Source organism: Pseudomonas sp. ASL3 (assembly GCF_056680425.1).
This window is the reverse complement of sequence record NZ_CM155281.1, coordinates 4,134,779-4,157,154: the sequence shown is the minus strand read 5'-3', so window position 1 is coordinate 4,157,154 and position 22,376 is coordinate 4,134,779. Positions and strand designations below refer to the sequence as shown.

Genomic DNA, 22,376 nt, shown 5'->3' with positions numbered 1-22,376 from the left:
ATCCCCGAAAAGTGGCTGAATTATAGCGTCATTTAGATGGCGCCTTGTTCGCGCAGACGAACAATCTGTTCAGTGTCGTAACCCAGAGCGTTCAGCAACTCTGCATTATGAGCCCCCAGTTCAGGTCCGACCCAGTCCGCTGACCCCGGCGTTTCCGAGAGTTTGGGGACGATTCCGGGCATCTGGAACGATTTTCCATCCGGTAATTTGGCCTGGAGAAACATCTCCCGGGCGAGAAATTGCGGATCGCTGAACATATCCTCGGCTGAGTAGATGCGACTGGCCGGCACCTGCGCTTCGTTCAGCTTGCCGAGCAATTCGTCCAGCGGCAGCGAACCGGCCCAGCGGTCGATCACACCGTACAACTCATCGCGGCGGCTGTCGCGCCCGTCATTGCTGCCCAGCACTGGATCGTTGGCCAGGTCTTCGCGGCCGATGATCAGCATGAAGCGCTTGAAGATCGCATCGCCATTGGCGCCGATCTGTACATGCTTACCGTCGGCGCTGGTGTGAATCGAAGAGGGCGTGATGCCGGGCATGATGTTGCCGGTGCGCTCGCGAATAAACCCGAACACATCGAACTCCGGCACCATGCTTTCCATCATCGCGAAAATCGCCTCGTACAACGCCACATCCACCACCTGGCCCTGGCCGCCGTTGACTTCCCGGTGACGCAGCGCCATCAAGGCGCCAATCACGCCCCACAGCGCGGCAATCGAATCGCCGATGGAAATCCCGGTGCGCACCGGTGGGCGGTCTTCGAAGCCGGTGATGTAGCGCAACCCACCCATGGATTCCCCCACTGCGCCGAACCCCGGCTGATCCTTCATTGGCCCGGTCTGGCCGAAACCGGACAGGCGCACCATCACCAGTTTCGGGTTCAGTGCATGCAAGGTCTCCCACCCCAAGCCAAGCTTTTCCAGCACGCCGGGGCGAAAGTTTTCAATGAGGATATCGGCCTCGCTCAGCAGTTGCTTGAGGATAGCCAAACCTTCGGGATGCTTGAGATTGAGCGTCAGCGACTTTTTATTACGCGACTGGACGAACCACCACAGTGACGTTCCCTCGTACAGCTTGCGCCACTTGCGCAACGGATCGCCGCCATCGGGCGACTCGACCTTGATCACATCGGCGCCGAATTCGGCACAGATGCGCGAAGCGAAAGGGCCGGCGATCAAGGTCCCCAGTTCAACGACTTTGAGACCGGCAAGGGGTTTGGCAGTGAGCGACATGGGGCATCCTGTGGGCAGCGAGTCGCCTTAGCCTATTCGATTCTGTCGACAGATTCTGCTCAAGCTGCGCCACAGCGTTGTTGTGGCCTCGCGCCAATGACTTATTTGCCCTGACCGCCGGGCAGATCGACCTGGTTCGGTCGTTCAACGAGTCAGCATCGGGTAGACTTGCCGCCTTTCTCCGCATCTAGAAGCCCGTTCATGGCCCAGCCGTCCACGACCTACAAATTCGAACTCAACCTCACTGATCTTGATCGTGGGGTGTATGAAAGTGTCAAACAGACGATCGCCCGGCATCCCTCCGAAACCGAAGAACGCATGACCGTGCGCTTACTGGGCTATGCCTTCTGGTACAACGAGCACCTGTCTTTTGGCCGTGGCCTGTCGGAAGTGGACGAGCCCGCGCTCTGGGAAAAAAGCCTGGATGATCGCGTTTTGCACTGGATCGAAGTCGGTCAACCGGACGCTGATCGCCTGACCTGGTGCTCACGCCGTACCGAACGCACCAGCCTGTTGGCTTACGGCAGCTTGCGTGTCTGGGAAACCAAAGTCATCCCGGTGGCGAAAAACCTGAAAAACGTCAACATCGCCGCCGTGCCGCAGGAGATTCTGGAAGTCCTGGCCAAGGACATGCCACGGGTCATCAAGTGGGACGTAATGATCAGCGAAGGGACGATTTTCGTCACCGACGACCGCGGTCAGCACGAAGTTCAGTTGCAATGGCTCACCGGCGAACGCGGCTGATACGCCCCGTCACTGATTGCTTGGCCAGCTCGGTCAGCTCAGTCAATAAAAGAAACGAAAAGAAAGAAAATCAGCGGAAACCGAATGCGCATCGAACCTCGCCTGTTGCCTGACACCTTGCCGTTTCTCGGCGATCTGCCACCTTTGCTGACGCGTCTGTATGCCGCACGCGGCGTGTTGTCCGAGGTCGAGCTGGATAAAAGTCTGGCCCGCCTGATTCCTTATCAGCAACTCAAGGGCATCGATGCGGCGGTGGACCTGCTGGTGACGGCATTGAAGGAGCGTCAGCGCATTTTGATCGTCGGCGATTTCGATGCCGATGGTGCGACCGCCAGTACGGTCGGTGTGCTGGGGTTGCGCCTGCTCGGTGCGGCGCATGTCGATTATCTGGTGCCGAACCGTTTCGAATTTGGCTACGGCCTGACCCCGGAAATCGTTGCTGTCGCCTTGCAGCGCGAGCCGCAATTGCTGATCACCGTGGACAACGGCATTTCCAGCGTCGACGGCGTGGCGGCGGCCAAGGCGGCGGGATTGCAGGTACTGGTCACCGATCACCACTTGCCCGGCCATGAACTGCCGGCAGCCGACGCCATCGTCAACCCGAATCAGCCCGGTTGTGAATTCCCCAGCAAAGCCTTGGCCGGCGTCGGGGTGATCTTCTACGTATTGATGGCGCTGCGCGCGCGTTTGCGCGATACCGGTTGGTTCGAGGCCAATCAACGGGCTCAGCCAAACCTCGGTGAATTACTCGATCTGGTTGCGCTGGGCAGCGTCGCCGACGTGGTGCCGCTGGACGCCAACAACCGCATTCTGGTCCATCAAGGTTTGATGCGCATTCGTGCCGGCAGGGCACGGCCGGGGCTCAAGGCGATTCTTGAAGTCGCGCGCCGGGAACCTGCACGCATCACCTCCACCGACCTGGGGTTTATCCTCGGGCCGCGCTTGAATGCCGCCGGTCGGCTGGATGACATGAGCCTGGGTATCGAATGCCTGCTCTGTGAAGACGAAACCCTGGCCCGCGAAATGGCCGTGCAACTCGACGAGTTGAACCAGGACCGCAAATCCATCGAGCAGGGCATGCAACGCGAAGCACTGGCCCAGCTCAAGGATTTACCGCTGGAGTCGATGCCGTTCGGCTTGTGTCTGTTCGAGGCTGACTGGCACCAGGGCGTGATCGGCATTCTTGCCTCGCGCATGAAAGAGCGCTATCACCGCCCGACTATCGCCTTCGCCAGTGCCGGGGAGGGCGTACTCAAAGGCTCGGCGCGTTCAGTGCCAGGCTTTCATATCCGCGATGCGCTGGACGCGGTGGCCGCCAAACATCCGGAACTGATCAGCAAGTTTGGCGGGCATGCGATGGCGGCTGGCCTGTCGTTGCCAGAGGCGAATTTTCCCGCATTTGCCGAAGCCTTTGATGCCGAAGTGCGTCGCCAGCTGTGTGAAGAAGACCTGACCGGGCGCCTGCTGTCCGACGGCACGCTGGCCGTGGAAGAGTTCCATCTGGAACTTGCCCGTGCGCTGCGGAATGCCGGCCCTTGGGGGCAGCACTTCCCCGAGCCGTTGTTTCATGGCGTGTTCCAGCTGGTCGAGCAGCGTATCGTCGGCGAACGTCATCTGAAGATGGTGCTGAAAAGCGAGTGCGGCTCGCTGAAGCTCGACGGCATCGCGTTCAGCGTCGACCGAGAAATCTGGCCGAACCCGACCATTCGTTGGGTGGAGCTGGCTTACAAGCTCGACTTGAATGAGTTCCGGGGCAATGAGACGGTTCAACTGATGGTTGCGCATATCGCGCCGCGCTAGAAAATCGGCACGAGCTCTCGTCAAGTCAGGTTGTCTACTAGGCTCTTAGCACTGTCCTACGTACGGTTAGACAGATCTTCAGAATCTGGAAGCCCTGACCCTTGACTTGAGAGGTGCCCATGAGCCTGCTGCTTGAACCCTTTACCCTACGCCAACTGACCCTGCTCAACCGAGTCGCGGTGTCGCCGATGTGTCAGTACTCGTGTGTCGATGGCCTGGCCAACGACTGGCATCTGGTCCATCTCGGCTGCCGCGCCGTGGGGGGCGCCGGCCTGATTTTTACCGAAGCCACAGCCGTGACCAAAGACGGTCGCATCACCCTTGAAGACCTGGGGTTGTGGAACGACGAACAGATCGAACCACTGCAACGCATCACTCGATTCATCTCCGCCCAAGGCGCGGTTGCCGGTATCCAACTGGCGCATGCCGGGCGCAAGGCCAGCACCTGGCGGCCATGGCTGGGCAAGCATGGCAGCGTACCGGCCAGCGAAGGCGGCTGGGTGCCGGTGGGTCCGTCACCGATTGCTTTCGATCCGCAACACACAGCGCCCACGCAACTGGATGAAGGTCAGATTCAGGACGTGATCGACGCCTTCGTCGAGGCTGCCAAACGTGCGCTGATCGCCGGCTTCAAAGTGGTCGAGATCCATGCGGCTCATGGTTATCTATTGCACCAATTCCTGTCGCCGATCAGCAATCAGCGCCGAGATCAATACGGTGGCTCGTTCGAAAACCGTATCCGCCTGACCCTGCAAGTCACCGAAGCCGTGCGCGCAATCTGGCCGGAAGAACTGCCGCTGTTCGTGCGCGTCTCTGCCACCGATTGGGTCGAAGATGGTTGGAACCCGGATGAAACCGTCGAGCTGGCGCGGCGGCTAAAAGCCGCGGGAGTGGATTTGATCGACGTGTCTTCCGGCGGTACGGCGGCCAATGCGGAAATTCCGGTCGGGCCGGGTTACCAGACTCGCTTCGCCGAACGGGTGCGCAAGGAATCCGGGATCGCCACCGGCACTGTCGGCCTGATCACCGAGCCCGCTCAGGCGGAACACATCCTGCGGACCGGCCAGGCGGATATGATCCTGCTGGCCCGCGAACTGCTGCGTGACCCGTATTGGGTGCTGCATGCCGATGATGACCTGGGCGGACACAAAGCCATCTGGCCCGCGCAATACCAACGCGCTACCCATCGTGAACAACCGATTCATGAATCGGATTTGCGTGAGTGACCCAACGGGCGGTGTGCCTGGCATACCGCCTTATTTAACCGCGTAGAACTTGCGAACATAAACGGTGCTTTTCCAGGCGCAGGGTGCGCCATGGGGGACGAATACCGTGTCACCGGCATTGACCGTCAGACTCGTCCCGTCTGGCGCCTGGAGCGTGACGCTGCCTTCGACCAGGTGCATTAGCTCATTCAGTTTGTGAGGCCGGCTCTGGCGGTTGTAAGGCGTCGAATCCCAGACCCCCGCGCGAAGGTCGCTTGTGCTGTCTTCGAATGCATTGTGGGACCGGCATTGGGGCGTAGGTCCGACCAGGATCTGTGCCTCCGGTGCCGCAGAAGGGGAGAGTCTGGACCGTGGGTCAAGCACGGTCAGTCCCGAGTGCTGTCCGGCGGCGGCAGGGGTGGCGGCGCAAAAGGCCCAGAGTGTGTTCGGCTGCGCTTCACCTTTGAGCGCTGTACCACGGCCGATCACCGCGCTTGCACCAGGGCTTAATTCGAACGACCGGCCCTCGGCGTGCAGTGTGACGTGCCCGCAGTGGACCACAATCATTTCGGCATAGGGGTACTCGTCGACACTGAATGGCCCGCTCGTGTGTACTAAGCCGGCTGCAATCCCGTCTGGCCCGATATAAGCGATTTTTCGCCCTTGACCAAAGGGATCGCCGGCCCCCAAAGGAGCTGACGTGAAGGGCGTTGCGACGGTGCTGCCATTGGCGCATGCCAACAGTAGAGGTTTCAACATGAAGGTGATTCTCCAGGGAAATGCATGGGTTCAGGGGCGAACTCGTCAGCCAATGGCCTGAGTCACGAGCGCAAATTGCCGAACACCACCGACAGCGAGCGGCGGTGTTCCACGAGCCATTTGTGCGACCTTGTCGACCTGCTTCAGACCTGCCTCTTCAAGCCACGCGGACAGAGCGCTGTCTGCCGGAATATCGATGCGTACGAACGCGTCCGGTACCTTGGCCAATAACACTGCTATCAAGTGTTTGGCTTGCTCGGGGTTTTCGGCGATGACCGGGCCAATGCAGCGGCCACGACCGAAGGGGCGCAGCATGGCGAAGGCTTGCAACTGACCCTCGCGCTCGATACCCACGGCGTGTTCGACGACGTCGAATAGCTCGTTGAGCACGGTTTTTCGGTCCAGACCGCTGCCCGCGTTGGCCAGCTCAAGTTGACGGCCCCGATCAGCTTCACGCAGTGAGCGGCACTGTTCAGCGGCTGGCAGGGCGGCAGGAGCGGGTGCTTGCGCCTGCCCTTGATGCTGTTGAACAAGTCCGAAGTCGATGAACCCTTGGCTTGCGTAAAGCGGAGCGCCCGCCAGCGTCGCGTTGAGCACGGCGGTACGTGGCGCACAGGCTTCAAGCGCCAGCTCCATCAGCTTGCGACCAATCCCTTGGCCCTGATAGTCGTCGCTGACAATCACCAGGCCGATGGTGGCGTAATTGCCCTGCGGACAGGCGAACGCGGTGCCGATCAAACGGCCTTCATCCTCCACGACGAAACCCTCACTGATGCGCTGCAACATGGCCCAGTCCTCCAGGCGATGTGGCCATTTCAACTGGACGGACAAGGCATGGGCCGCTGCGACATCAGTAGCAGTCATGGGGCGATAGAGATAAGCAGGACGTTGCGAGACGGGCATGGAGAGTCTCCGTTGATGGGTGAGCGCTATCGCCAGGTTTTCCCCGGCGATGGTGCCTGTATCCCATCTGCGCCGAGGTGTGACAAGAGGCTGCAGATGATTCGGCAGATTCCGTGAGCGACGAGCTGACAGACCACACTTACTACTTAAATGAGCCATAAGGTCGGCAGCAAATGCTTGGGGTTTTTTTCTAGGATGGAGGCCTGGCTCGTCACTCGCTGAACAAGCCCTTGCCACCTTTCTGGAGTGCTCCATGGATAGCTTTGATCCTCGTCTTGTCGCTGTGCGCAGCGCTCATTTCATTGCCGGGAAATATCGCGATGCTCAGCCGGGGATCGAGGTTTCGCGGCCGTCGGATGGCCAGGTCTATGCCCAATTGCCGATCGCCGATGCGGAGCTGGTGGATGAGGTGGTCAGCAACGCCTGGCAGGCATTTACCCGTAGCGACTGGGCCAGCCGCCCACCACGCGAGCGGGCTCGGGTGATGCGCCGCTGGGCTGATCTGATCGAGGCGGATGGGGCGATCCTGGCACCGCTGGAAGCCGTGGGCTCGACCCGTCCGCACAAAGATGTGCTGGCCTGGGACATCCCGTATGTGGCCGAAGGCATTCGCTTCTTTGCCGAGTTGGCGGACAAGCATGGCGGCCAGGTCGCGGCGACCCAGACCGATCGTTTGGGCATGCAGATCGCTGAGCCCTACGGCGTCATCGCGGCCATCGCTCCATGGAATTTCCCCCTGAGCATGGCCTCCTGGAAAGTGGCTCCAGCGTTGGCAGCAGGAAATGCCGTGGTCCTCAAACCCTCGGAGTTGACGCCGTTTTCCAGCCTGCGCTTTGCCGAGCTGGCGCTGCAAGCGGGGATTCCTGCGGGGATCTTCAACGTGGTCCAGGGCGATGGCCGCGTCACCGGCGATGCCTTGTGCCGCCATCCGCGCGTCGCCAAGGTGACCTTTACCGGATCCACTGCCACGGGTTCGAGCATCATGTCCACCTGCGCCTTGGTCGGCCCGAAGCCGGTCACCCTGGAGCTTGGCGGCAAGAGCCCGCAGTTGGTGTTCGCCGATGTCCCTGATTTGGCGCAGACCGCTCGTACCGTGGCTCTGGCCATCACCGGCAATGCCGGGCAGGTCTGCGTGTCGGGTTCACGGCTGATTATCCAGCGCTCGATCATGGAACCTTTTGTCGCGCATCTGCAGGCCTTTTTCCAGGAACTGCGCCCTGGCCCGACCTGGTCGTCCGAGAGCACCTTGTCGCCGATCATTTCCCGCCTGCAAGCCAGCCGCATCGACGGCATTGTCCAGCGCTCGCGCCAGGCCGGTGCCGAAGTATTGACCGGTGGCGGCTTGTTTGAAGGCTTGGGCGGTGCCTATTACCAACCGACCTTGCTGGGCGGACTGGACAACCAGAACCCGGCGGTTTGTGAAGAGATATTCGGCCCGGTGCTGACCGTTCAGGCATTCGATGATGAAGAGCAGGCGCTGAGCCTGGCCGAGCACGCCACCTACGGCCTGGCCGCAGGCGTACACACCGCCGACATCAACCGCGCCCTGCGCCTGATACGACGCCTGGAAGCCGGCACGGTGTGGGTCAACCGCTACGGTCGCAGTAACGACTACATCCTTCCGACCGGGGGCTATAAACGCTCAGGTATCGGCAAGGACCTGGGCCGCGAAGCGTTCGAAGCCAACTTGCGGTTCAAGAGTGTATTGATCGATATCGCGGGCATGTAGGCGATTCTGTGGGAGTCAAACAAGATGTAACTGATTGAAATATAAGGGTGGGTTTCTACAGTCTGTAGGAGCTGACTTGTCTGCGAAGACCATCCAGCGCGGTGTGTCAGACATACCTCGCCGCATGGCCTTCGCAGACAAGTCAGCTCCTACGCCCTCCGGGCAGAAGCGGGACCGTATTTGCTGCGCGACAGCGCGGAATCTCCCACGGAATTGCGGTGTACGTCAGACCGCGCAGCAGTTCCCGCGCCGAAAAAAACGGGCGCTTCCTCAGGGAAGCGCCCGTTTTCGTTACGCCCGGCGCAGGTTCTGCGGCACCAAGGCGCGCGCTTGAGCCTTATAGGGCTATAAGGGACCATAAAAGCGCACGAATACGGGGGTTGCCCAAGCCTGGAGCGCCCCGCAGCCTCTGCTGAGGCTGGCCTGCAAAACGGTGGTTTGTATCAAGCAGCCCGCGCTTTTAACGCCATCTGCTGATTTCACGGTGTTGTAATGACGGTGTGGTGCAGCGTTGTATCACGGCTCCCGGAACGGAGCGAATGCTCGTCACGCCATGACCTCAACGAACTTTCAGGACCGCACTCAATGAGCTTTCTTCGACCCAAATTCATTACGTTCGACTGCTACGGTACGCTGACCAACTTCCACATGGGGACGATGACACGCGAGCTATTCGCCGATCGCGTTGCTCCCGGGCAGATGGATCAGTTCGTCATGGATTTCTCCGCCTATCGTCTGGACCAAGTGATGGGCGACTGGATGCCTTATGACGAGATCCTCAAGACCGCACTGGCGCGGACCTGCAAGCGTTGGGGTGTCGAGTACCGCGACGAAGGCCAGCTCTACTATGACGCTGTGCCGACCTGGGGCCCACATGCCGATGTGCCCGCCGGCCTGTCGAAAATTGCCGACAAAATCCCGCTGGTGATTTTCTCCAACGCCAGCGACGACCAAATCATGTCCAACGTCGACAAGCTCGGCGCGCCGTTCCATAAAGTGTTCACCGCCCAACAGGCACAAGCCTACAAGCCTCGCCTGGCGGCTTTCGAGTACATGCTCGATAACCTCGGCTGCGGCCCGGACGACATCTTGCATGTGTCTTCGAGCTTCCGTTATGACCTGTTCCCCGCCCATGACATGAAGATCAAGAACAAGGCCTTCGTCGCCCGAGGTCACGAGCAGCCGGCCAACGCCTTCTATGGCTACCAGCAGATCCCGGATATAGGCGGGTTAGCCGCGTTGGTCGGTCTCTGAGTCACAACGGGCACTCTTCAAGGCATAAGGGGTTAGACATGCACAGTGAGTCCTACTGGCTCGATACCGCTCCGGCGTTCACCGGAGCGCAGAGCGGTGCGCTGCCAGATCAGGTGGATGTGGCCATCGTCGGTGGCGGTTTCACCGGTCTGTCGGCGGCCCGTGCGCTGGCCTTGAAGGGCGCCAGTGTGGTGGTGCTGGAAGCCGGTCGGGTGATCGGAGAAGCCTCGGGTCGCAACGGCGGCCAGTGCAACACCGGCGTTGCCCAGGACTATGCGGCTCTTAGTGCCAGCCTTGGTGCCGAGCAGGCGCGTGCTTATTACCTGGCCTACGAGCGCGCCGTGCAGAGCGTGGTCTCGCTGGTGGAGCAGGAGCAGATCGCCTGTGACCTCCAGCGCAACGGCAAGCTCAAGCTGGCGGCCAAGCCTCTGCATTACGAAGGGCTGGCGCTGACCTGCGAATTGATTCGCCGGGAAGTCGATGCCGATGTCGAGTTGCTGTCCGCCGAAGAAACTCGCGCCGAAGTCGACTCAGCCCAATTCCACGGAGGCTTGTTGCAGCGCAACGGTGTGCAAATGCATGTCGGACGTTTCGGCGTCGGGTTGGCAGAAGCGGCCGCCCGGCACGGGGCACTGATTTATCAGGAGACGCCGGTGACGGATTGGAAAGCCAACGCCAACGGCTATCAGGTCAACACCGCCAAAGGCTCGTTGCAAGCCAGGCAGATTCTGCTGGCAACCGGTGCCTGTCAGCACGGTGGGTTGGGTTGGTATCGGCGGCGGATCGTGCCGGTCGGCAGTTTCGTGGTGGTCACCGAAGTGCTGCCCCAGGCCCTGATCAATCAATTGCTGCCGGCCCGACGTTCTTATGTCACCAGCCGCATGATCGGTAACTACTTCCGCCTGACCCCGGATAACCGTCTGCTGTTCGGCGGGCGTGCGCGCTTTGCCATGTCCAACCGCAGCTCCGATGCCAAGAGCGGCAAGGTGCTGCAGGCGGCGATGGTGCAGATGTTCCCGCAGTTGGCCCACGTGAAGATCGATTACTGCTGGGGTGGGTTGGTGGACATGACGTCTGACCGGCTGCCGCGTGCAGGAGAGCATGAAGGGATTTACCACTCCATGGGCTACAGCGGCCATGGGGTGCAGATGTCAGTGCATATGGGCCAGGCCATGGCCGAGGTCATGGATGGCAACGCCGAGGCCAATCCGTGGCGCGAATTGAACTGGCCGGCGATACCCGGACATTTTGGCAAACCGTGGTTTTTGCCGCTGGTGGGGGCCTATTACCGACTCCAGGACCATTTGCACTGAGTTCACGTTGTTGCTTCACCGTCGTTTGTGTTTCCAGGACGCTCCGGACAACCGCGAGCACTGAGTGTCCGGTCTCACCAATAACTGTTCCATTTTGACGGCGTCTGTTGTCGCCATGCTGCGTTGCCGCTCCTCGCCATAGCCAGCTATGACTCGTCGCGGCGCCTTGCCTGACAACAACAGCCACTCGTCAAAATTGGAACGTATTGGTGAGACCGGACACGAACCTTCTTATTATCGACAGGTAGAACTGATATGACTGACAACAAGGTCGAACCCCAGCTGATCACAGGTGAAGAAAGCCTGCGCGTATTCGAAGGACTCAATCGCGGCATGTCGCGACGTAATGCACTGCGCATGCTGGGTGTTGCCGGGGTGGTCGCCACCGGGGCCGGTAACCTTTTCGGCGCGGCCGGCAAACTCTTCGCCGACGAGGCTGCAAGCCCCGGCAAAGGTAAGCCGGGCGGTCGTATCCGGGTCGCCGGCGTGTCCAGTTCCACCGCCGATACCCTTGACCCGGCCAAGGGCGCGTTGTCCACCGACTATGCGCGCCATTACATGTTTTATAACGGCCTGACCCGTTTCGACAGCCACCTGGTGCCGCAACTGGAGCTGGCCGAGCGCATCGACAATACCGACGCCACGCTGTGGATCATCACCCTGCGCAAAGACGTGACGTTCCACAACGGCAAGACCTTGAGCGCGGCCGATGTGGTGTTCTCCCTGTCGCGGCACAAGGACCCGGTCACTGGTTCCAAGGTCATGCCGCTGATGGAACAGTTCGCCGAGATCAAGGCCACCGGCCCCAACGAAGTGCAGATCCGCCTGAGCGCGCCAAACGCCGAATTGCCGTCGATCCTGGCCGTTTCTCACTTGTTGATCGTTCCCGAGGGCACCACCGATTTCAACCTGGGCGTCGGCACCGGGCCGTTCAAGGTCAAGGAGTTCAAGCCGGGCGTGCGTTCGATTGCGGTGCGCAACACTGGTTACTGGAAACCCGGCCTGCCGTACCTGGACGAGATCGAATTCATTGCGATTGCCGACGAACCGTCACGGATCAATGCGCTGTTGTCGGGCGACGTGCACATGATCAACGAGGTCAACCCGCGTTCGACCACCCGAATCAAGGCCAGCGCCAAGCACCGGGTCGTGGATGCGCCGTCGGGCAATTACACTGACCTGATCATTCGTCAGGAACAGATGCCTGGACAAAGCCCGGAATTCACCCAGGCGCTCAAGCACTTGATGGACCGCGAGCAGATCAAATCCGCAGTGTTTCGTGGCTATGCGGTGGTCGGTAACGACCATCCGATTGCCCCCGGTTCGCGCTACTACAACGCCGACCTGCCGCAGACGGTCTACGACCCGGAGAAGGCGCGTTTCCTGTTGAAGAAAGCCGGTCTGGACAACGTCACCCTGTCAGTGGCGGCGTCGCCGGCCGCAACCGGCTCGGTGGACATCGCCGTGCTGCTGCAGCAGTCGGCAAAACAGGCCGGGCTGAAGCTGGACGTCAACCGTCTGCCTAGCGACGGTTACTGGTCCAACCACTGGATGAAGCACCCGTTGAGCTTCGGCAACATCAACCCACGGCCGAATGCCGACGTGATCTTCTCGCAGTTCTTCCAATCGACTGCGCCGTGGAACGAGTCGGGCTGGAAAAACGATCAGTTCGACCAGTTGTTGATGCTGGCCCGAGGCGAAACCGACGACGCCAAGCGCAGCAAAATGTACGCCGACATGCAGACCCTGGTGCACGATCACTGCGGGATCGGCATCCCGGTGTTCATCAGCAACATCGATGGCGTTGACCAGCGTGTCAAAGGCTATGGCAGTAACCCGCTGGGCAGTTTCATGGGTTACATGTTCGCCGAGCAGGTTTGGCTGGACGCTTGATGGGCTGGTGTGGGTTCTTGCGGGAGTAGGGCTATGAATAGCAACACACTGTGGCTGATCGGTCAGCGCCTGGGCGCTGCGGTCGTGACCTTGTTGATCGTGTCCATGGTGGTCTTCGCCATTACGGCGGTGCTGCCCGGAGATGCGGCGCAACAGGCCTTGGGGCAATTCGCCACGCCGGAACAGGTGGCGGCATTGCGTCTGCAATTAGGTCTGGATCAGCCGGGTGTGGTGCGTTACCTGCATTGGTTGATAAATCTGCTCAGCGGCAACCTTGGGCAGTCAGTGTCCAACGCCATGCCCGTCAGCGAACTGATGGCCGGACGGGTGCCTAACACCCTGATGCTGGCGGCTGTCACAACGCTGGTCTCGGTGCCCGTGGCGTTGACCCTGGGCATCGGCTCGGCCATGGGCCGGGGCGGGAGGCTGGACAGTATCCTCAGCTTCACCACCCTGGCGCTGGTAGCGGTGCCGGAGTTTCTGGTGGCGACCCTGGCGGTGCTGATCTTCGCGGTCAATCTGGGCTGGTTGTCGGCGTTGTCCTACGCCAGCGATATCAGTTCGCCGCTGCAATTCATCCGCACCTACGCCTTGCCGGTCATGACCCTGTGCTGCGTGATTGTCGCGCAGATGGCACGCATGACCCGGGCGGCGGTGATCGATCAACTCGACAGCCCTTACGTGGAAATGGCCCGGCTCAAGGGCGTGGGTCCTGTACGGATTGTACTGAGCCATGCCTTGCCCAACGCCATCGGCCCGATTGCCAATGCCGTGGCACTGAGCCTGTCCTACCTGCTGGGCGGGGTGGTGATTGTCGAGACGATCTTCAACTATCCCGGTATCGCCAGCCTGATGGTCGATGCCGTGACCAATCGCGATATGGCGCTGGTCCAGGCCTGCACCATGCTCTTTTGTACGGCCTATCTGGGGTTGGTGTTGATCGCTGACCTGTGTGCGATTCTTTCCAATCCGAGGCTGAGAAACCAATGAACAACCTCATTGCCAAATCGACTCGAGGAGCAAGCGATCCGGCCCCGCGCAAGGCCCGTCGCGGACTGTCCTGGCTCGGCTTGTTGGGCGCGGCGGCCTGCCTTTTCTGGTTATTGATCGCGGTCTTCGGGCCATGGCTGGCACCGCACCCGGTGGGCGAAGTGATCTCCGACAATGTCTTCGACAGCCTCGGCGCGGCCTTTCCGTTTGGCACCGACTATCTGGGCCGCGACATGCTCAGCCGAATCCTCGTCGGGGCGCGTTTCACCGTCGGCCTGGCGTTGATTTCGGCGGTGCTGGCCAGCGGCCTGGGCACCGCCTGCGCATTGCTATCGGTGGTCTCGCCGCGTTGGCTTGATGAACTGATCAGCCGCTTCATGGACGCCTTTATCTCGATCCCGAGCAAGATGCTGGCGCTGATCATGGTCTCGGCGTTCGGCTCCTCGGTGGTGTTGCTGATCAGCACCGCAGTCTTGAGTTTCGCCCCCGGTGCCTTTCGCATTGCGCGCAGCCTGGCGGTCAATATCGAAGCCCTGGAGTACGTGCAGGTAGCACGCACCCGGGGTGAGCGCAGGCTATACATTGCCGCCGTGGAAATTCTGCCAAACATGCTCAACCCGGTCATGGCCGATATGGGCCTGCGGTTTGTTTTCATCGTGCTGCTGCTCAGCGGCATGAGCTTCCTCGGTCTGGGGGTGCAACCACCGGACGCCGACCTCGGCTCACTGGTGCGGGAAAATATCGGCGGCCTCAGTCAGGGCGCACCGGCCATCGTGATTCCGGCGTTGGCCATTGGCACCTTGACCATTGGCGTGAACCTGCTGATCGACAGCCTTTCGTCGCGGCGCAATCGACGTGCAGGAGGTCATTGAGATGAGTGAGTTGATTCGAGTTCAAGACCTGCGGGTGGTCGCCTGCGGTGAGCGCGGCGAGGTGGAAATCGTCAAGGGTGTGAGCTTTTCCCTGGAGAAGGGTGAAGTACTGGCGCTGATCGGTGAGTCCGGCTCTGGCAAAACCACCATCGCGCTCGCGCTGCTGGGCTATGCCCGGCGGGGTTGCCGATTGGCCGGCGGATCGGTGCAGGTCGGCGAACACGACATGCTCGGGTTGAGCGAAAGCCAGTTACAGGGGCTGCGCGGCAACCGGGTGTCCTATATCGCGCAAAGCGCAGCGGCGGCGTTCAACCCGGCGAAAAAACTCCTCGATCAAGTGGTGGAGGGCGCATTGATTCATGGCCTGGGCAGTCGGGCCACGCTTGAGGCCAAGGCGGTCGAGCTGTTCCGTGATTTGTCCCTGCCGGACCCCGAACACATTGGTCAACGCTATCCCCACCAAGTGTCCGGCGGACAACTGCAACGGGTCATGGCGGCCATGGCGCTGATCAGCGATCCGTTGCTGGTGGTGCTTGATGAGCCGACCACGGCCCTCGATGTGACGACCCAGATCGATGTGCTGCGGGCGTTCAAGCGGGTGGTCCGCGAACGCGGGGCGACTGCTGTTTACGTGTCCCATGACCTGGCGGTTGTGGCGCAGATGGCCGATCAGATCGTGGTGCTTAACGGCGGGCAGATACTTGAACAGAGCGCCACCGCGCCGTTGCTCAAGGGCCCGAGCCATGAGTACACCCGGAGTCTGCTGTCGGCGGCGCGGCCGGATGCGACGATGCGCCCGCCCAGCGAGGTGGCCGCAGAGGAACCGCTGCTGACCATCAAGGGCTTGACCGCCGGCTATGGCAAAAAAAACCTGCAAGGGATGCCGATGATCCGCGTCCTGGAAGACATCGACCTGACCGTACGCCGTGGCCAGGCGATTGGTGTGATCGGCGAGTCGGGTTCCGGCAAGTCGACCCTGGCGCGGGTGGTCGCCGGTCTGTTGGACCCGGCGTTGGGCAGCCTGACCTTTGACGGCAAACCCTTGGGTGGCAAGTTGTCCGAGCGCACTGACGAGCAGTTTCGGCGAATCCAGATGGTTTTCCAGAATGCCGACACCGCGCTCAATCCGATGCACAGCGTCAGTGCCATTCTCAGCCGGCCGTTGAAGATGTACCACGGCCTCAAGGGCGCCGCATTACGCCAGCGTATCGATGAACTGCTGGACCTGGTGCGCCTGCCACGGAGCATGGCCGAACGACGCCCCAACGAACTCTCCGGCGGGCAGAAACAGCGGATCAACCTGGCCCGGGCACTGGCGGCCAAACCGGACCTGATTCTCTGCGACGAGGTCACCTCGGCGCTGGATACCGTGGTCGGCGCGGCGATTCTCGAACTGCTGGGCGATCTGCGTCGGGAGCTAGGGGTCTCATACCTGTTTATCAGCCACGACATTTCAACGGTGCGAGCCCTGTGCGATGACATTGTGGTGATGTACAGCGGCCACAAGGTGGAGGCCGGCAGCCGCGAGTCGTTCGTCCAGGCGCCGTTTCATCCCTACACCGACCTGCTGATCCACTCGGTGCCGGAACTGCGCCAAGGCTGGCTGGAAAGCTGCGGCACGACCTGCGGCAAGCTGCCGCCGATCGGCGCGTCGGCCAATGTGCCGGAGCTCTGCACCTTTCTCAATCGCTGCCCGATGCGCGTCGACGGGCTCTGCAATCGCACCGCGCCGAACCGTCGGAACATCGTCGGCGGCAGTGAAATCCTCTGCCATCACGACAGCGCCGAGCTGCTACTGACTCAGCAGAATTTAAACGGCATGACCATGGGAGCCTATGCATGAAGGGGCGTTTCGTAAGGTTGGGTGAACGCGACCGGGCGACCGTCAGCCTGACAGTCGACGGTGCACCCATCGAGGCGTTGCAGGGCGATACGCTGATGGTCGCCTTGTTGACCCAGGGCACGGCGTTACGCCAATCGGAATTCGACTCGGGGCGGCGTGCTGGCTTCTGCCTGATGGGGGCCTGCCAGGACTGCTGGGTCTGGACGCGCAATGGCGAGCGCTTGCGTGCTTGCTCCAACGAGGTCCGCGAAGGCCTGGATATCGTCACCACACAACCGGAGGCGATATGGCCACTGCACGGATAGTTATCGTTGGCGCCGGGCCTGCCGGCGTCCGTTGCGCCGAAACCCTGCTGGCTGCGGGCATTAAACCGATTCTGATCGACGAAAACCGACGCGATGGCGGGCAGATCTATCGTCGCCAACCTGAAGGTTTTACCCGCGATTACGCCACTCTTTACGGCACCGAAGCCGGAAGGGCCAAGGCCCTGCACCAGAGCTTCGATCGCCTGCGCGGGCAGATCGATTACCGTCCGGACACCCTGGTGTGGAACCTGACGCCGGGGCAGCTGTGCTGCGTCAGTCAGGGGAAACACTCGACGGTGGATTACGACGCGCTGATCCTCTGCACGGGTGCCACCGACCGCTTGATGCCGATTGAGGGTTGGCAGTTGGCAGGTACTTACAGTTTGGGCGGGGCGCAGATCGCGCTTAAGGCGCAGTCGGTGTCCATCGGTCATAACGTGGTGTTCATGGGCAGCGGGCCGCTGTTGTACCTAGTGGCCAGCCAGTACCTCAAGGCCGGTGCCCAGGTGGCAGCGGTGCTCGACACCTCGCCGCTCAGCAAGCGGATTGGCGCCTTGCCAAAATTGCTCGCCCGGCCCGGTTTGCTGTTTACCGGGGTGAAATTATTGGCGCAACTCTACCGCGCGAAGATCCCGGTACACCTTGGGATCGAACCCTTGCAAGTGCTGGGGGATCCGGCCAGCGGCGTCAGTGGCGTGCGCGTGCGCACGGCCCGAGGAGACACCTTGCAGGTCGAATGCGATGCACTTGCCTTGGGTTATCACTTGCGCCCGGAAACCCAATTGGCGGATCTGGCGGGTTGTCGCTTGCGCTTCGATGAGGCGTCGAGCCAGTGGTTGCTGGAGACCGATGAAGAGGGCCGGACGTCGGTCAGCGGTGTGTATGCCGCTGGTGACGGTTCGAAAATTCGTGGGGCCGACGCGGCGGAACATGCCGGGCGCCTGGCCGCGCTGGCGCTGTTACAGGACCTGCAACAGCCAGTGGATGCCGGGCTGTACGCCGAGCAGCGTCGTGCCTTGGCAGTGATGGATCAGTTTCGCCTCGGCCTGGCCCAGGCCTTTCCCTGGCCATCTGCCCAAGCCAAAGCGTTGCCGGACGAGGCGATTGTCTGCCGCTGTGAAATGATCAGCGCCGGGGAGTTGCGCCGCACCGTCAGTGAGAAGGGCGCTTGCGAAGTCAATCGTGCCAAGGCGTTCAGCCGGGTCGGCATGGGCCGCTGCCAGGGCCGCTATTGCTCCCAGGCCGGGGCCGAGGTGATTGCTGCCGCCGCTGGCGTCAGCGTGCAACAGGTTGGTCGGCAACGCGGCCAGGCGCCAGTCAAGCCACTTTCGATGCTCACTGAGGAGGTGTCGCCATGACCCCGGAAAAAGCCGATGTATTGATTGTCGGCGGCGGCCTGATGGGCTCGGCGGCGGCGTTTTTCCTGCGCCAGCGCGGGCAGTCGGTGATCCTGCTTGAGCGCGACCAGATCGGTCAGTACGCCAGCGGCGTGAACTTCGGCAATGTACGGCGCCAGGGGCGTTTCCTGGGGCAGCTGGAATTGGCCAATCGCTCCTGGGGGCTATGGAAACGCCTGCCGGAATTGATCGATGACGACCTTGAATTTATTGCCAGCGGGCATATGCGCGTGTGTTACCGCGAGGATGAAATCGCCGAGCTGGAGGCCTACGCCGCTGCTCCCGAAGCCCGGCAACTGGACTTGCAGATCTATCGCGGCCAGGCATTGCACAAGCGCTTTCCGTTTCTCGGCCCGGACGTCAAAGGCGGCTCCTACGCGCCTCACGATGGACATGCCAATCCGCGTCTCGCGGCACCGGCATTTGCCCGTGCCGCGCGCCGCGCCGGGGCTCGAATCGAAGAGCAGACCGAAGTGGCCGAGGTGCAGAAGGTCGGTGGCGCGTTTGCAGTGACCACCACCGATGGTCGCCAATTCAACGCCGAGCGTTTGCTGATAACCGCCGGCGCCTGGGGCCAGAAACTCTCGGCGCAGTTCGGCGAACCGGTGCCGCTGGACACCCACGGCCCGCAGATGGCCGTGACCGAACCGGTGCCCTACGCCTTGCCGACGGTGATCGGCGTGTACACCAAGATTCCCGAAGAGGTGATCTATTTTCGTCAGATCCCGCGCGGCAACATCGTCATTGGTGGCGGCTATCGCAGCAAACCGGACATGACCACGCGCCGGGCCCAGGTCGAGCCGCGCAGCATCCTCAACCAGATGCAGCAGATGCGTCGCTTGCTGCCCGGCGTCGGTAACTTGAACATCATCCGGGTCTGGAGCGGTATCGAAGGTTACCTTCCTGACTCTCTGCCGATCATGGGCCCTAGCGGCACGGTCGATGGCCTGTTCTACGCCTTCGGTTTCTGCGGTCACGGCTTCCAGCTGGGCCCGGGCGTGGGGGATGTGATGGCCGAACTGATCAGTACCGGCAGTACCAGCACCGCCATTGAACCGTTCAGCATCCGCAGGTTCGCCACTTCATCCGAGCAACGGAGCAAAGCTTCATGAAACCCCGTGTACTAGAGATTCTCAAGCGACTGATCGCCTTTGACACCGTCTCTTCGGAGTCGAATCTGGCATTGATCGAGTACGTGCGCGAGCTGCTGCTGAGCAAGGGTATTGAGTCATTGATCGTCAAGGACGAGAGCGGGCGTAAGGCCAATCTGTTCGCCAGCACCGGCCCTCGTGAACTGCCAGGGATTCTGCTGTCCGGGCACACCGACGTGGTGCCCGCGGCCGGTCAGGCCTGGAGCGTTCCGGCGTTCCAGGCGACGGTGCAGGATGGGCGCATCTATGGTCGTGGCAGTTGCGACATGAAAGGCTTTATCGCGCTGGCCATCGACGCCATGCTTGACGCTGCCGATGGCCCGTTGAGCCGGCCGCTGCAACTGGCGTTGTCCCATGATGAAGAGACCGGTTGCGTCGGGGTGCGACGTTTGCTCGACGTGTTGCACCTGGCGCCGTTGCGGCCGTTCTTGTGTCTGATCGGCGAGCCGACACAGATGCAGTTCGTCCTCGGGCACAAGGGCAAGGGCTCTTACCGCACCTATTGTCGTGGTCAGGAAGCCCATTCCTCCCTGGCACCGCTGGCGGTCAACGCTATCCACGTGGCCTGCGACTTCATCGCCGCACTGCGTCAGAGCCAGCAGCACTTGAAAGAACAGGGCGCTCAGGATGCGGACTACGACATTCCCTATAGCACTGTGCATGTCGGGCGTATCGATGGCGGCAAGGCGCTGAACATCGTGCCGAACCTGTGCACCCTGGATTTCGAAGTGCGCAACCTGCCGGCTGACGATCTGGATCAGTTTCTGGAGCAGATGCGCGAGCGTGCAGAGGTCATCGTGCGCGAGGCCAAGCGTTTGTCCAGCGTCGCGGCCATTGAGATTGAAACCCTGAACGTCTACCCCGGCCTTGAAACTCACCCCAGCGTCGAAGCCGTACGCCTGCTCAAGAACTTCGCCGCCCCGGACACCGGCTACGCCAAAGTGTCCTTCGGCACCGAAGGCGGCTTGTTCACCCAGCGACTGGATGTTCCTGTAGTGGTCTGCGGGCCGGGCTCCATCGAGCAGGCGCACAAGCCTGACGAATTTATCGAGATCAGCCAGATGGTCGCCGGGCAGCGGTTTCTTGAAGGGCTGTTGGGGTCATTGAAACGGGTGTAGGAGCAATAGGTGATTGGCCGAGCCCTCTGTGGGAGATTCTATGTTCCCAGGCAATACGCCGAACCCATGTAGGAGCTGCCGAAGGCTGCGATAAGGCCGGAACGGCCTTCAAAAATATCTGCATCTACGACCGGTTCCGTCGGACGCGACCCCGGGGTGATCGCAGCCTTCGGCAGCTCCTACAAGGATTTGTGTTCGACACAGATCCGCTGGGAGCGAATTCAAGGGGAACCCAACACCGTGTTTGCTACAGGGGGCGGTGGCTAACCAGTAGAGCCTGCCGTCGCAGGGTGATTTTCAGCATCCCCCGCTGCTGGTTTGGCGCTTTCAGCATCCTCGCCTGCGGCAGCTGCTTAGACTGGCAGTTGTCTCGGATCAGGACTCGACCATGCTCAAGAATCGTTTGAAAGACCCTAGCCTGCTGGCAGAGCTTGCCTATGTCGACGGGCAGTGGATCGCCGCCGATAACGCAGCGACCCTGGAGGTTATCGACCCGGCCAGCGGTGAATGCCTGGCCCGGGTTCCGGCCATGCAAGGCGCGGAAACCCGACGTGCCATTGAGGCGGCCGAGCGGGCTTGGCCGGCCTGGCGGGCACGTCCCGCTGCCGAGCGCGCGGCGCTGCTGGAGCGCTGGTATCAGGCCATGCTCGATAACCTCGACGACCTGGCCTTGATCATGACCTGCGAGCAGGGCAAACCGCTGAGTGAAGCCAAGGGCGAAATTCGCTATGGCGCCGGGTTCGTCAAATGGTTCGCCGAAGAAGCCCGTCGGGTGTATGGCGAAACCATGCCGGCCCCCAGCGGCGACCGCCGTTTGCTGACCCTCAAGCAACCGGTCGGGGTCTGCGCAGCCATCACCCCGTGGAACTTTCCCAACGCGATGATCACCCGCAAATGCGCTCCGGCCCTGGCGGCCGGCTGCCCGATCATTGTCAAACCCTCGGACCTGACGCCGCTGTCGGCCCTCGCGCTGGCGGTGTTGGCCGAGCGGGTCGGAATCCCCGCTGGGGTGTTCAACGTCCTGACCGGTATGCCGGCCGGGATCGGCGAAGAGCTGACCAGCAACCCGACGGTGCGCAAGATTTCCTTCACCGGCTCGACCGCCGTCGGAAGGCTGCTGATGCGCCAGAGTGCCGAACATATCAAGCGCCTCAGCCTTGAACTGGGCGGTAACGCACCGTTTATCGTGTTTGACGATGCCGACCTGGAGCAGGCGGTGGCCGGGATCATGCTCAGCAAGTTTCGCAACGCCGGACAGACCTGTGTCTGCGCCAACCGTATTTTGGTTCAGGACGGCATCTACGAGCGCTTTGCCCAGCGGCTGGTGGAAGAAGTGGGCAAGCTCAAGGTCGGCAATGGCCTGGACGCCGACGTGACCATCGGCCCGCTGATCAATTCGGCGGCGGTCAGCAAAGTCGCCCGGCATATCGACGATGCCCTGAGCCAGGGTGCCCGTTTACTGTGTGGCGGTGTTCCCGAAGGCGACAGCCAGTTCGTCCAGCCGACGGTCCTTGGCGAGACCCACGCCGGCATGCTGCTGGCCAACGAAGAAACCTTCGGCCCGGTGGCACCGCTGATGCGCTTTACTGATGAAGCACAGGCACTGGCCTTGGCCAATGCCACGCCCTATGGCCTGGGTGCCTACTATTTCACCCAGGATCTGCGCCGCTCATGGCGGTTCGGTGAGGCCCTGGAGTTCGGCATGGTCGGCCTCAATACCGGGATCATTTCCATGGAAGTCGCGCCGTTCGGCGGCATCAAACAGTCGGGCCTGGGCCGTGAAGGCTCCAAGTACGGGCTGGATGAATACCTTGAGGTCAAGGCTTTCCATATCGGCGGGCTGTAACCCGGCTACTGCTTGAACAGAC

18 protein-coding genes are annotated in these 22,376 nt (G+C 61.4%); 15 read left to right on the top strand and 3 right to left on the bottom strand.

The genetic code is table 11. The features are described 5' to 3' along the window. Positions 1-32: 32 nt before the first annotated feature. Complete coding sequence (locus AC1MEE_RS19275; RefSeq protein ID WP_480411178.1) at positions 33-1,232, bottom strand: CaiB/BaiF CoA transferase family protein; 1,200 nt, start codon at positions 1,230-1,232, stop codon at positions 33-35. Positions 1,233-1,433: 201 nt separating this feature from the next. On the opposite strand from AC1MEE_RS19275, the gene AC1MEE_RS19270 reads away from it, so the two are divergent. The 3 genes from AC1MEE_RS19270 to AC1MEE_RS19260 all read left to right on the top strand — a co-directional run bounded on the left by AC1MEE_RS19270 (position 1,434) and on the right by AC1MEE_RS19260 (position 5,002). Further along, the gene (locus AC1MEE_RS19270) at positions 1,434-1,976 is read left to right on the top strand and encodes a YaeQ family protein (protein ID WP_480411177.1); all 543 of its coding nucleotides are present in this window, start codon (positions 1,434-1,436) and stop codon (positions 1,974-1,976) included. Positions 1,977-2,060: 84 nt separating this feature from the next. Then, entirely contained in the window at positions 2,061-3,776 is a 1,716-nt protein-coding gene (gene recJ, locus AC1MEE_RS19265) for a single-stranded-DNA-specific exonuclease RecJ (RefSeq protein ID WP_480411176.1), read from the top strand. A 119-nt stretch (positions 3,777-3,895) separates the two neighbouring features. Next, positions 3,896-5,002 carry an NADH:flavin oxidoreductase/NADH oxidase gene (locus AC1MEE_RS19260; RefSeq protein WP_480411175.1) on the top strand — a complete coding sequence of 369 codons (1,107 nt, stop codon included), beginning with the start codon at positions 3,896-3,898 and terminating at the stop codon, positions 5,000-5,002. 30 nt (positions 5,003-5,032) lie between these two features. Here AC1MEE_RS19260 and AC1MEE_RS19255 read toward each other — a convergent pair whose 3' ends face one another. Both AC1MEE_RS19255 and AC1MEE_RS19250 read right to left on the bottom strand, forming a co-directional pair. Beyond that, entirely contained in the window at positions 5,033-5,740 is a 708-nt protein-coding gene (locus AC1MEE_RS19255; RefSeq protein ID WP_480411174.1) for a cupin domain-containing protein, read from the bottom strand. 45 nt (positions 5,741-5,785) lie between these two features. Continuing rightward, entirely contained in the window at positions 5,786-6,643 is an 858-nt protein-coding gene (locus AC1MEE_RS19250) for a GNAT family N-acetyltransferase (protein WP_480411173.1), read from the bottom strand. A 253-nt stretch (positions 6,644-6,896) separates the two neighbouring features. Between AC1MEE_RS19250 and AC1MEE_RS19245 the strand changes: the two genes are divergently transcribed. The 12 genes from AC1MEE_RS19245 (at position 6,897) to AC1MEE_RS19190 (ending at position 22,354) form a co-directional block, all read left to right on the top strand. Further along, positions 6,897-8,372: an aldehyde dehydrogenase family protein gene (locus AC1MEE_RS19245; protein ID WP_480411172.1), complete on the top strand. Its 1,476-nt coding sequence runs from the start codon at positions 6,897-6,899 to the stop codon at positions 8,370-8,372. Between the two features lie 585 nt (positions 8,373-8,957). Next, entirely contained in the window at positions 8,958-9,626 is a 669-nt protein-coding gene (locus AC1MEE_RS19240; RefSeq protein ID WP_480411171.1) for a haloacid dehalogenase type II, read from the top strand. A gap of 38 nt (positions 9,627-9,664) precedes the next feature. Beyond that, positions 9,665-10,939 carry an NAD(P)/FAD-dependent oxidoreductase gene (locus tag AC1MEE_RS19235; RefSeq protein ID WP_480411170.1) on the top strand — a complete coding sequence of 425 codons (1,275 nt, stop codon included), beginning with the start codon at positions 9,665-9,667 and terminating at the stop codon, positions 10,937-10,939. Between the two features lie 255 nt (positions 10,940-11,194). Beyond that, entirely contained in the window at positions 11,195-12,832 is a 1,638-nt protein-coding gene (locus tag AC1MEE_RS19230; protein ID WP_480411169.1) for an ABC transporter substrate-binding protein, read from the top strand. A gap of 33 nt (positions 12,833-12,865) precedes the next feature. Beyond that, the gene (locus AC1MEE_RS19225; RefSeq protein ID WP_480411168.1) at positions 12,866-13,822 is read left to right on the top strand and encodes an ABC transporter permease; all 957 of its coding nucleotides are present in this window, start codon (positions 12,866-12,868) and stop codon (positions 13,820-13,822) included. Next, complete coding sequence (locus AC1MEE_RS19220; RefSeq protein WP_480411167.1) at positions 13,819-14,694, top strand: ABC transporter permease; 876 nt, start codon at positions 13,819-13,821, stop codon at positions 14,692-14,694. Before AC1MEE_RS19225 ends, AC1MEE_RS19220 begins: the two co-directional genes overlap by 4 nt. 1 nt (position 14,695) lies before the next feature. After that, complete coding sequence (locus AC1MEE_RS19215) at positions 14,696-16,537, top strand: ABC transporter ATP-binding protein (RefSeq protein WP_480411166.1); 1,842 nt, start codon at positions 14,696-14,698, stop codon at positions 16,535-16,537. Next, positions 16,534-16,842: a (2Fe-2S)-binding protein gene (locus AC1MEE_RS19210; RefSeq protein WP_480411165.1), complete on the top strand. Its 309-nt coding sequence runs from the start codon at positions 16,534-16,536 to the stop codon at positions 16,840-16,842. The genes AC1MEE_RS19215 and AC1MEE_RS19210 overlap by 4 nt, the downstream gene beginning before the upstream one ends. After that, entirely contained in the window at positions 16,824-18,200 is a 1,377-nt protein-coding gene (locus AC1MEE_RS19205) for an FAD/NAD(P)-dependent oxidoreductase (protein WP_480411164.1), read from the top strand. The genes AC1MEE_RS19210 and AC1MEE_RS19205 overlap by 19 nt, the downstream gene beginning before the upstream one ends. Then, the gene (locus AC1MEE_RS19200) at positions 18,197-19,351 is read left to right on the top strand and encodes an NAD(P)/FAD-dependent oxidoreductase (protein ID WP_480411163.1); all 1,155 of its coding nucleotides are present in this window, start codon (positions 18,197-18,199) and stop codon (positions 19,349-19,351) included. The genes AC1MEE_RS19205 and AC1MEE_RS19200 overlap by 4 nt, the downstream gene beginning before the upstream one ends. Further along, positions 19,348-20,508, top strand: a complete 1,161-nt coding sequence (argE, locus tag AC1MEE_RS19195; RefSeq protein ID WP_480411162.1) for an acetylornithine deacetylase — start codon at positions 19,348-19,350, stop codon at positions 20,506-20,508. The genes AC1MEE_RS19200 and argE overlap by 4 nt, the downstream gene beginning before the upstream one ends. 388 nt (positions 20,509-20,896) lie before the next feature. Next, positions 20,897-22,354, top strand: a complete 1,458-nt coding sequence (locus AC1MEE_RS19190; RefSeq protein WP_480411161.1) for an NAD-dependent succinate-semialdehyde dehydrogenase — start codon at positions 20,897-20,899, stop codon at positions 22,352-22,354. The last annotated feature ends 22 nt before the right edge of the window (positions 22,355-22,376 follow it).

Bases quoted from the DNA above. Each gene is read 5' to 3' on its own strand.
- AC1MEE_RS19275 (WP_480411178.1), bottom strand. From the start codon at position 1,232: ATGTCGCTCACTGCCAAACCCCTTGCCGGTCTCAAAGTCGTTGAACTG.
- AC1MEE_RS19270 (WP_480411177.1), top strand. From the start codon at position 1,434: ATGGCCCAGCCGTCCACGACCTACAAATTCGAACTCAACCTCACTGAT.
- recJ (WP_480411176.1), top strand. From the start codon at position 2,061: ATGCGCATCGAACCTCGCCTGTTGCCTGACACCTTGCCGTTTCTCGGC.
- AC1MEE_RS19260 (WP_480411175.1), top strand. From the start codon at position 3,896: ATGAGCCTGCTGCTTGAACCCTTTACCCTACGCCAACTGACCCTGCTC.
- AC1MEE_RS19255 (WP_480411174.1), bottom strand. From the start codon at position 5,740: ATGTTGAAACCTCTACTGTTGGCATGCGCCAATGGCAGCACCGTCGCA.
- AC1MEE_RS19250 (WP_480411173.1), bottom strand. From the start codon at position 6,643: ATGCCCGTCTCGCAACGTCCTGCTTATCTCTATCGCCCCATGACTGCT.
- AC1MEE_RS19245 (WP_480411172.1), top strand. From the start codon at position 6,897: ATGGATAGCTTTGATCCTCGTCTTGTCGCTGTGCGCAGCGCTCATTTC.
- AC1MEE_RS19240 (WP_480411171.1), top strand. From the start codon at position 8,958: ATGAGCTTTCTTCGACCCAAATTCATTACGTTCGACTGCTACGGTACG.
- AC1MEE_RS19235 (WP_480411170.1), top strand. From the start codon at position 9,665: ATGCACAGTGAGTCCTACTGGCTCGATACCGCTCCGGCGTTCACCGGA.
- AC1MEE_RS19230 (WP_480411169.1), top strand. From the start codon at position 11,195: ATGACTGACAACAAGGTCGAACCCCAGCTGATCACAGGTGAAGAAAGC.
- AC1MEE_RS19225 (WP_480411168.1), top strand. From the start codon at position 12,866: ATGAATAGCAACACACTGTGGCTGATCGGTCAGCGCCTGGGCGCTGCG.
- AC1MEE_RS19220 (WP_480411167.1), top strand. From the start codon at position 13,819: ATGAACAACCTCATTGCCAAATCGACTCGAGGAGCAAGCGATCCGGCC.
- AC1MEE_RS19215 (WP_480411166.1), top strand. From the start codon at position 14,696: ATGAGTGAGTTGATTCGAGTTCAAGACCTGCGGGTGGTCGCCTGCGGT.
- AC1MEE_RS19210 (WP_480411165.1), top strand. From the start codon at position 16,534: ATGAAGGGGCGTTTCGTAAGGTTGGGTGAACGCGACCGGGCGACCGTC.
- AC1MEE_RS19205 (WP_480411164.1), top strand. From the start codon at position 16,824: ATGGCCACTGCACGGATAGTTATCGTTGGCGCCGGGCCTGCCGGCGTC.
- AC1MEE_RS19200 (WP_480411163.1), top strand. From the start codon at position 18,197: ATGACCCCGGAAAAAGCCGATGTATTGATTGTCGGCGGCGGCCTGATG.
- argE (WP_480411162.1), top strand. From the start codon at position 19,348: ATGAAACCCCGTGTACTAGAGATTCTCAAGCGACTGATCGCCTTTGAC.
- AC1MEE_RS19190 (WP_480411161.1), top strand. From the start codon at position 20,897: ATGCTCAAGAATCGTTTGAAAGACCCTAGCCTGCTGGCAGAGCTTGCC.